At 36.8% G+C, this 9,502-nt stretch carries 9 protein-coding genes, 1 rRNA gene and 1 other annotated feature; of the genes, 7 read left to right on the top strand and 3 right to left on the bottom strand.

What is annotated here, in order from left to right; all coding sequences use genetic code 11:
• Positions 1–2: 2 nt before the first annotated feature.
• Positions 3–379, top strand: a sequence feature (possible 23S ribosomal RNA but 16S or 23S rRNA prediction is too short).
• A 34-nt stretch (positions 380–413) separates the two neighbouring features.
• Positions 414–534, top strand: a 5S ribosomal RNA gene (gene rrf, locus H5T44_06315).
• A 58-nt stretch (positions 535–592) separates the two neighbouring features.
• Here rrf and H5T44_06310 read toward each other — a convergent pair.
• Entirely contained in the window at positions 593–1,558 is a 966-nt protein-coding gene (locus tag H5T44_06310; GenBank protein ID MBC7081833.1) for an AbrB/MazE/SpoVT family DNA-binding domain-containing protein, read from the bottom strand.
• A gap of 111 nt (positions 1,559–1,669) precedes the next feature.
• Here H5T44_06310 and H5T44_06305 point away from each other — a divergent pair, with 111 nt between their 5' ends.
• From H5T44_06305 to phoU, 4 genes are read left to right on the top strand one after another with little or no spacing between them, the layout of a single operon-like run.
• On the top strand, positions 1,670–2,461 hold the full coding sequence (locus tag H5T44_06305; GenBank protein MBC7081832.1) for a phosphate ABC transporter substrate-binding protein: 792 nt from the start codon (positions 1,670–1,672) through the stop codon (positions 2,459–2,461).
• Between the two features lie 11 nt (positions 2,462–2,472).
• A complete protein-coding gene (pstA, locus tag H5T44_06300; GenBank protein ID MBC7081831.1) occupies positions 2,473–4,344 on the top strand; it encodes a phosphate ABC transporter permease PstA in 1,872 nt (623 codons plus the stop codon).
• Between the two features lies 1 nt (position 4,345).
• Complete coding sequence (locus tag H5T44_06295) at positions 4,346–5,098, top strand: phosphate ABC transporter ATP-binding protein (protein ID MBC7081830.1); 753 nt, start codon at positions 4,346–4,348, stop codon at positions 5,096–5,098.
• A gap of 4 nt (positions 5,099–5,102) precedes the next feature.
• On the top strand, positions 5,103–5,753 hold the full coding sequence (gene phoU / locus H5T44_06290) for a phosphate signaling complex protein PhoU (protein MBC7081829.1): 651 nt from the start codon (positions 5,103–5,105) through the stop codon (positions 5,751–5,753).
• On the opposite strand, the gene H5T44_06285 is transcribed toward phoU, so the two are convergent.
• Positions 5,754–6,032, bottom strand: a complete 279-nt coding sequence (locus H5T44_06285; GenBank protein ID MBC7081828.1) for a hypothetical protein — start codon at positions 6,030–6,032, stop codon at positions 5,754–5,756.
• Between the two features lie 229 nt (positions 6,033–6,261).
• On the opposite strand from H5T44_06285, the gene H5T44_06280 reads away from it, so the two are divergent.
• Positions 6,262–7,677 (top strand): hypothetical protein, encoded by a 1,416-nt coding sequence (locus H5T44_06280; GenBank protein ID MBC7081827.1) that lies wholly within the window; start codon positions 6,262–6,264, stop codon positions 7,675–7,677.
• A 48-nt stretch (positions 7,678–7,725) separates the two neighbouring features.
• On the opposite strand, the gene H5T44_06275 is transcribed toward H5T44_06280, so the two are convergent.
• Positions 7,726–8,484 carry a hypothetical protein gene (locus H5T44_06275; protein MBC7081826.1) on the bottom strand — a complete coding sequence of 253 codons (759 nt, stop codon included), beginning with the start codon at positions 8,482–8,484 and terminating at the stop codon, positions 7,726–7,728.
• Positions 8,485–9,138: 654 nt separating this feature from the next.
• On the opposite strand from H5T44_06275, the gene H5T44_06270 reads away from it, so the two are divergent.
• The coding region (locus tag H5T44_06270) for a hypothetical protein (protein ID MBC7081825.1) at positions 9,139–9,502 on the top strand (364 nt) is incomplete at its 3' end.

The following is a 9,502-nucleotide window of genomic DNA, read 5'->3' as shown; positions in this document are numbered from 1 at the left end:
CTTCGATGTCGTCTCTCTGCATCCTGGCGGTGCAGCAGCCGCCAAGGGTGGGGTTGTTCGCCCATTAAAGCGGATCGTGAGATGGGTTTAGACCGTCGCGAGACAGGTCGGTTGCTCTGCGCTGGGGGTGTTAGGTGCTTGAGGGGAAGGACCCCTCGGTACGAGAGGAACGGGGGTCCGCAGCCTCTGGTCTACCAGCTGTCCGACAGGGCATGCTGGGCAGCTACGCTGTAAGGGATAACCGCTGAAGGCATCTAAGCGGGAAACCCACCCCGAAACGAGGCACCTTTAGGGCTCGGGTAAAACACCCGGTTGATAGAGCTGGGGTGTAAGCGGGAAGGCAACGACCCGCTCAGCTCGCAGCTACTAATCGCCCGAGCAACTCTCGCTCAACAGACTATGTATGCAAGGGGTTTGACGGCCATAGCGGAGGGGAAACACCTGGTCCCATCCCGAACCCAGAAGTTAAGCTCTCCGCGTACCGTCTTGTACTATGTTGCGCGAGCACATGGGAAGGATGGTATGCTGTCAAGCCCTTTCTTGTCCTTATTTTTAAAATTTTTTGAAGAATGAGATGGTTATTTTCCTATTTTTATTCTTTTAGCCCTATTACATAATCTGTTACATATTCTGCAATATCAGCAGAATATTCAGAAAATCTTCTTATGCTATCGCTTATCTGTCCTATATAAATTATTGATTTAGCATCCTTTCCAATTGCTTCATTGTTTATTTTTGCACACTTCTCATTTATTTTTTTAGCCATTTCAATGCATTCATTTGCCTTCTTCAAATCTTTATCAAAAAATGATTTGATGCTCAGCTTAAAAATTTTTAAAGCAAAAAGCTCAGCAGATGAAATTTTTTCCTCCAAACTACTGCTTATTTTATTAAAATTTTTTATTCCCTCTGCTATTTTGCAGGCATGATCCGCGCATCTCTCCAGAATTCTGCTCAAAAGAGGATAATTTGTAAAAACTTCTTCACCAAAAATGTTTCTTGATAAAATGTTATATTGCCTTGAAACAAGCCAGTGAAGCTTATCAACATCATCATCCCTAGAGATTATATCCTCCAAAATTCTTTTTTCATTGCTCCTTATTGCATAAATCAGATCTTCATGCATTGACTCAACAACAGACACAATTCTTTTTATTATCTTTTCAAAAGGTAAATCTGAAGGACTTAGAAAATCTTTTATTACTATTGAATGCCTGTCCTCTTCTATAACCTCACATCCGATTGAGCATTTTATGAATTTTTTAACAACATTTCTTATAAAAGAATTTATTTCTTTAGCTCTTAAGCGAATAATATTATATCCATCTATATAGCTTGCAAGCAAAAGTCTAAAGATGTAATTTTCATCTCCTTCCGCATCAATTTCTATAGTCCTTTCTTTCCCTTTAAATTTTGGTATTATAACAAGGCTTCCATCCCTTGCTTCAATTACTCCAACCTTATCATTCTTTTTTATTCCATTCTTTATTGCCCATTCTTTTGGCAGGGAAATTATAAAAGATGAGCCACCGCTGATCTGCACTTTCCTTATTTCCATAAATAAGATAGCGGAATTTTATATATACTTTTCGGAAAAATTCATAAAAATATATATAGATATATATTTTATTTCGGAAAAATATATATAACCTTGTCTTTTTTCAGCTTTATGAAAGAAGTAAAAATCTTGCTGGTTTGCATTGCAATAATACTTGCTGGCTGTATAGGAGGAAAGACAAGCATAAGTATTGCGGGCTCGACAACTGTTCTCCCAATAGCGCAGAAATGTGCGGAAAGATACATGCAATTGCATCCTGATGCAGAGATAATAGTTAGTGGAGGTGGCTCAAGCATGGGAATAAAAAATGTGGGCGATGGAATAGTTGATATTGGCATGGCTTCCCGCGATTTAAAGGAGAGTGAGAAAACCGCTTATCCAGGCTTAGTAAAGCATACAATAGCACTGGATGGAATAGCGATAATAGTTCATCCTTCAAACCCCCTCATCGAGCTAACAAGCGAGCAATTGAAGGGCATATACAATGGCACATATAATCGATGGGAAAATTTCGGATGGAGCGGGGAAATAGTCGCCATAGGGCGCGACACCGCCAGCGGGACAGGTGAGTTTTTCTGGGAGCATATAATGAAAAAAGAAAATTTCACTTCCAGCATGCTCGCACTGCCTTCAAATGGAGCGGTTCATGATAAAGTGGCAAGCACTCCAAATGCAATAGGTTTTGTAGGGATTGGTTATATAAGCGAGAAGATTAAAGCGCTAAAGCTTGATGGAATCGAGCCAGATATAAAGAATGTAAAAAGCAAAAATTATCCACTGGCAAGGGAATTATATCTTTTTACAAGAGGTGAGGCAAGTGGCTTGATCAAGGAATTCATAGATTTCATATTGAGCGAGGAAGGGAGAAAAATAGTTGAGGAGGAAGGATTTATACCCCTTTAACTATTACATTTATGCGTTTGAAGGAAAAGATAATTAATTCAATTCTTTTCCTGAGTGCATTTTTTTCTGTCATAATAATCTTTCTCATAATATTCTTTATTCTCCGGGAAGGAGCTCCAATCTTTATTAAGGAAGGGCTTCGCTTTATTTTTGGCAAGGAATGGAGGCCAGAAGGGGAGATATATGGCTTTCCCCCGAGCTATGGAGCATTGCCTTTGATACTCGCTACATTGCTGACAACATTTATGTCAATTCTGATTGCAGTGCCTCTTGGAGTAGGAAGTGCAATATTTATATCTCATCTCGCTCCAAATAGGATAAAGTCCTTTATCAAATCAATGATTGAAATTCTCGCTGGGATTCCTTCTGTTGTATATGGCCTGTTCGGGATGGTTGTTCTTGTAAATTTTTTTCAGGCAAAATTTGGTGTGGCGAGTGGCGAGGGGTGGCTTTCCGCTTCTATTGTGCTTGCGATAATGATATTGCCGACAATAACAAGCATAAGTGAAGATGTGATAAGCTCCGTGCCTTCTGAATATATTGAGGGAAGCTTTGCTCTCGGAGCGACAAAATGGCAGACAATAAGAAAAATTATTTTGCCCGCATCATTGCCAGGGATTATTGCATCGATTGTGCTTGGTATTGGAAGAGCTGCTGGTGAAACGATGGCGGTGATGATGGTTATAGGAAACTCCGCTCTTATGCCGAATTTAAAAATGCCATTTATGCCTTTAAAAACCATAACTTCTGCAATGGCGGTTGAAATGGGGGAATCGCCGACAAATTCGATGTGGCATCATGCGCTGTATGGGCTTGCGGTCATCCTTCTTTTAATTGCACTTGTGGTAAACTGGTTTGCAACGAGAATAATTGAGAGGAATAAGAAAAGATGGAAATTTATTGAGAAAAGCAAATATGCGAAAATTTTCTTTGCATTCGCTATTTCCCTTTTAATCATTTATATTTTTGAAATTTACTCAATTGCTATTTTTGCCATTGTCATTTTAATTTATATCATAGCAAGAAAAGGATTTATTTCTGAAAAAATTTCTCAGAAGATTGCCTTCTCTGCCGTAACAACTTGTGCAATTATCTCCGTTTCCTTCCTTTTCATAATCCTATATTACATTTTTTCAAAAGGAATAAGAGGGCTGAGCATTGAATTTTTAACCCAGCCCCCTAGAAATTTAGGGAGAGAAGGAGGAATTTTCCCCGCAATTATTGGAACCCTTCTTTTAGTTGGTGGAGCAATTCTATTTGCAATGCCCCTGGGAATAGGAGCGGGAATATATTTAAATGAGTATGCAAGAGAAGGAAAAATTAAAAAAATGATTTTATCAAGCATAGCGATGCTAAATGGTACTCCTTCAATAGTTTTTGGCCTTTTTGGCTTAACATTTTTTGTAATGTATCTTAAATGGGGGATAAGCCTTCTTGCGGGACAAGTTACGCTTGCCCTTATGATTTTACCTACAATTATAAAAACAACACAGGAAACCCTTAAAACAATCCCCCGCCATGTAAGAGAAGGAAGTTTTGCTCTGGGAGCGACAAAATGGCAGACAATAAAAAAAATTGTTTTGCCCGCATCATTGCCAGGAATAATGACAGGAGCAATTCTGGGCATTGGAAGGGCTGCTGGCGAAACCGCTCCAATTCTTTTCACCGCTGCTGTTTTTAGCCAGAAATTTTTGCCAACGAGTGTTTTTCAGCCTGTAATGGCTTTGCCCTATCATCTTTTTATAGTTATAACATCTGTTCCAGGAGAAGAGGCAAGGAGGAATGCTTTTGCAACCGCAATTGTGCTTACATTAATTGTGATAATCCTATATATGGGTGCTATAATAATAAGAAATAGATACAGGAAAAAGATAAGGTGGTGAGATGGAAATAATAAGAACAGTTAATCTTAACCTTTGGTATGGAAGCAAGCAGGTTTTATTTGATATAAACATAGGAATAGAGAGAAATAGAGTTACCGCCCTGATTGGCCCTTCAGGATGCGGAAAATCAACCCTAATAAGATGCTTCAATAGAATGAATGATCTGATAGATGGTTGCAGGATAGAGGGAAGTGTGATTATTGACGGTCAGGATATATACAGCAAGGACATTGATCCTGTTGAGGTGAGGAAAAAAGTAGGAATGGTTTTTCAGAAACCAAACCCTTTTCCAAAATCAATTTATGAAAATGTTGCATATGGAGCAAGAATTCAGGGGATAAAGGATAAAAAGGAGCTTGATAGAATTGTTGAAAGGAGCTTAAGGCAAGCATGGCTGTGGGATGAAGTTAAAGACAGGTTAAATGAATCCGCATTGAGCTTATCCGGCGGGCAGCAGCAAAGGCTTTGCATAGCAAGGGCTCTTGCAATTGAGCCAGAAATAATATTGATGGATGAGCCGTGCTCCGCTCTTGATCCAATAGCAACCGCAAAAATTGAGGATTTGATAGATGAATTGGAAAAAAAATATACGGTAGTAATAGTTACACATAATATGCAGCAGGCAGCCAGAGTTAGTGACTATACAGGCTTTCTTTATTTAGGAAAGCTTATTGAATTTGGAGAAACAAAGCAGATATTTGAAAATCCGAAAGAGGAATTAACTGAAAAATATATAACTGGTAGATTTGGGTGAGAAAATGGTTGAGAAATTTCATCAGGAAATTGAGAAATTGAAAAAAAATGTTATAGAAATGGGGAATCTTGCAAAAGAAATGCTCAGCAAATCAGTTATTGCTCTTAAAAATCAGGATGAGGAGATTGCGGATTGGGTTATATCAAAGAAAGGAGAGATTGCAAGAATGGATGAAGAAATTGAAGAGCAGGCACTGCGTTTAATTGCTCTATATCAACCAATGGCAAAAGATATGCGTACAATTGCAAGTTGCTTGAAAATTATAACATATCTTACAAGAATAGGAAGATACGGAAAAGATATTGCAAATGTTGCAAAAGAGCTTTCTTCACAACCACATATAAAAAAGCTAGTAAGCATACCATATATGGCAGATATTGTTTGCAAGATGATAGACGATGCTCTATATGCATTCGAAACAGAAGATTTAACTCCAATTCAAGATTTTTCTGAAAGAGATGATACTGTTGATGCCCTACGCTATTCCATATTCAGGGAATGTCTTACTTATATGATGGAGGACCAAAAAAATATTACAAGATGCGCCCACTATATGATGATTGCTCGCTACTTGGAGAGATGCGCGGATCATGCCTGCAAAATAGCAGAAAAAATATATTATATGGTAAATGGAGTAAGAGTTGAGATAAAATAATTATTCCTCGCTCAATATTTTCCTTATTACTTCTTCTGTTTTTGGGAGATCTGGATTATCTTCTGGAAGATAAAGCATTACTCCTCTTTTTGCGGGTCTTATTAAAATTTTTCCTTCTTTAGCCATCTTGGTTGTAACTTCAACTGGATCTTTTCCAAAATATTCTCTGAATGCGGAATTAAAACCGCTGAAAACACTGTGTATTCCCTTATAAGGTGGTTTTCTAAGCTTTTTAATTGCATTAATAACAAATTCTTCTTCAGATATCTTGCTCTCCATGCCATAAAATATTTATAAAATATTTCAACTTTTCCCTTTACTTGCTTTGTTGAATAATTAAGCAATTTTTAGTCTTTCATTTAATCTATGTTTTTATTTTTTAGATTTGTCTTTTCATTATTCCCACCCCAAAAGTAAATAGGTTTAGGCTATTTTAATAGTTATGCAACAAAGCATCTTAACCGATAGCTTTATATATAAAAAAAAAATTTACATATTGGTGAGAAAAATGAAAGGGAAAATAGTGTTGGGGGTAGTTATTTCTTTAATATTGATCAATGGAATACTAGGGAAGGGAGGAGAAAAGCCTTTTCTTCATAAAGAAGAAATAGAAGATTTTTTAACATCACTTGGTATCGATGAAATAACTATTTCTACACTGAATATTTCAGATATTTATCTGAGTGATATTCCAGACGATTTCTGGTCATGGATGAATGTAAGCAAAGAAGAGGGAGCAAAAATAGTTAAAGATATGATCAATAAAATAATAAACAATGAACTGGGTGCCTTAGAAAAATTTATTGAGTTATTCTCTCCAGAAGTTGAAACAGAAAGGCCAATCCTTACTTTCGGTCCAGAAACTCTTGAAGAGGTAAAGAGCGACCCATGGGTGATAGCTGTTTATGGAGAAATTCCAGAGTTTGATACCCAAGAGGAGAGATGGGAATGGATAGATAAACTCCATAAGATAAATGAAAAAGAGAGAATAGAAAAGTTTTTGGAAGAATATGATTATCCTAATGGGCCAATATGCATGACGGGTGCCGATGAAAGGAAGGGGTGTTTTGATATTGGAATATGGGAGGAATATGAACTCGATGAAAATTTGCTAAATGAAATTTATTTGAAAATAGATGCCATAGCAACCTCTTTAGGGATAAAAAATGTTCCTGTGATCTTTGCAAAAGCTTCCCCACTAATATTTGATGTTGAGATCATCAATGAGACCCCTTTAAGCGAGACAAAGATTAATGCTTTTCAACCTGGTAGGGGAAGAAATGATACATATCGTCCTATCATAGGAGGAATTCAAGTCACAAACTATATTCAGCAAACGAGGATAACATCCACATTAGGCTGGCCGGCTAAAAGGGGTAATACAAAAGGCTATGTAGTATCAGGGCATCTTGGACCTAATAACCTAACTCCTTTAAATATCCCTATATATCAACCCGATCGTCCAGATGAGGCAGGAAGGGTAGAACGTCGTGGTGGAAATTATTCAGATGCTGCTTTTGTGAATTTTAGCAACGTTGCACCACTCATTTATACAGTTCCTTATGGGTCTAGGAGAGGTATCGTTACAGGATATTGGAGTCCTAACGTCGGTGCCCAAGTTTATATGTCGGGCATTGCATCTGGTTGGACAACAGGGGAAGTGGCTTATACGGGATGGCGTGTAGTCTCTTCTGACAGAGTGCTTTATAACCAAACCTTGGCTACATATCTTCATCAGCAGGGCGATAGCGGTGCACCAGTATTAAGTTGGGGAAGAGAATTAATACCAGGGGTGGCATTTGTGACAGTATATGGAATTCATGGAGGAGCGACTATTTGGAACTACCGGATATATGCTGTCTTCTCTCCTGTATCAGGTGTTTATACTGATATGGGTGTCACGCCATTAACAATCAGAGGATAAGGCTACGCTATTTTTGCTGTTTTATTCCTTCCTTTATAATTTTTAGTATCAATACCTTTTGTATTTCCACCAGAAACAATAAACAATAAAGAGTAGCACTAAAAGAATAACAATGGGAATAAAAATTATTTTCAAGGGCTTTTTAGTATAGGATGTGGATATCAATTCTTTTTTTTCTCCGATCTTTCCGTTGAAATAGCTTTCAGATAATACAATATTTTTAACTGATGGGGAAAAATAATACAACTGATAAAAAGCTGGGATATTTCCATAGTTTTCTGTGATAATATAACATTCGAAATCACCCGCCATCGTTTTTATATTTTCCTTTCCAATGCATTCATAATATAGGGAAAGAGTTGTATTTTCCTCCCAAAAAGAACCATTATAAAATTCCACTACACTCTGATTCCATTTTTTGCCAACTTCCAAAAACTTAAATCTTTCCATAGGTGGATCATAGGTAAGCCATCCGCCTCTATAAGGATACCATCCTCTGAGATATGATAAGTCATCTGTCATATAAAACTCCGTAAAATTCTCTGTAAGATTAGAATCATAATAAATTTTCCCTTCTACTCTATATGCATAATAACTTTTATCATGAAAGGTTACGTTCTCCTTACCAATTACTTTGTATTCCATGATCACTTTCTGGACATCTCCAGCATACTCACCACCGGGATAAAATGCCCACGAAGTTACTTCATATTTCCAATAATCTCCTATTTTCCACTCCAAATCATTAGAATGACTAAGCGGGAATAGCAAAACGAGGATAAGTAAATAGATTAATAATTTTTTCACGCTAAAAATAATCTTTTCGATATTTATAGTTTTCTGAAAACTTGTTGTGTTGCATAATTAACCAATTTCTACTCTTTCATTTAATCTATGTTTTTATTCCTTTAGATTTTCTTGGATCTGCCCATAGCATTCCATTAGTTATATCATAATCTATCAAGGCATTATAGAAAAAATACTTTAATTCCACCTCATGGAACATGTTCTTCAAATTTACGTTTGACCACAGAGAAAGTGCTCTCGGCATACAATCTCTTCCTATTTTACGGAACTCACATTCATACTTTTTTGTTTTTTATTTTTAAATGTAGGACTGCGTTTCTTCTGATTTTTATTCCTGCCATACAACGCTTTCAAGTTTTTGAAAATTATGAAATTTCCATTTATGTCACATCCACTCACCTCTTCTTTTTCCTCTTATTGAGGTAAGGTCTTTCTTATTTGGAGCTTGCTTCAAATCGTAGAATAGTCTAGCACCTAAACTCAATAACTTAGATACTCCTTAAAAATCCTTCCAGATCCTGTAATCTACTCTGTGTTTTCATATTCCCATCCTAAGAGTAAATAGGTTTAGGCTATTTTAATATTTATGCAAAAAAGCATATTAACCGATAGCTTTATATATAAAAAAAAAAAATTTACATATTGGTGAGAAAAATGAAAGGGAAAATAGTGTTGGTAGGATTAGTAATTTTTATAACAACAATTTCAACAATAAAAGGAGAAAATCTATCAACTTCAGATGTTGAACCAAGAGACAATATATTTGCAGATATAGCACAAAGTCAACCAATGCCTCCTCCATATGTTGAACGAGGAGACATTGTATTTGCAGATGAAATGCCTATGAAACCTATCATAACCGGCTGGGACCATGCTGCTTTATACAATGGGGCAGGGTATATAATAGAAGCAGACCCTCATATGGAAAAATGGACGGAAGAAGAGAGAAGGATGTATCCATTCAATGCTGCATCACTACACAACAAATCATATTCAGGCAATGAAGATTATGGAAGAG

The sequence above is a fragment of the Thermoplasmatales archaeon genome (genome assembly GCA_014361195.1).
Lineage (GTDB): Archaea > Thermoplasmatota > E2 > UBA202 > JdFR-43 > JACIWB01.
This window is presented reverse-complemented; position numbering and strand designations above follow the sequence as displayed.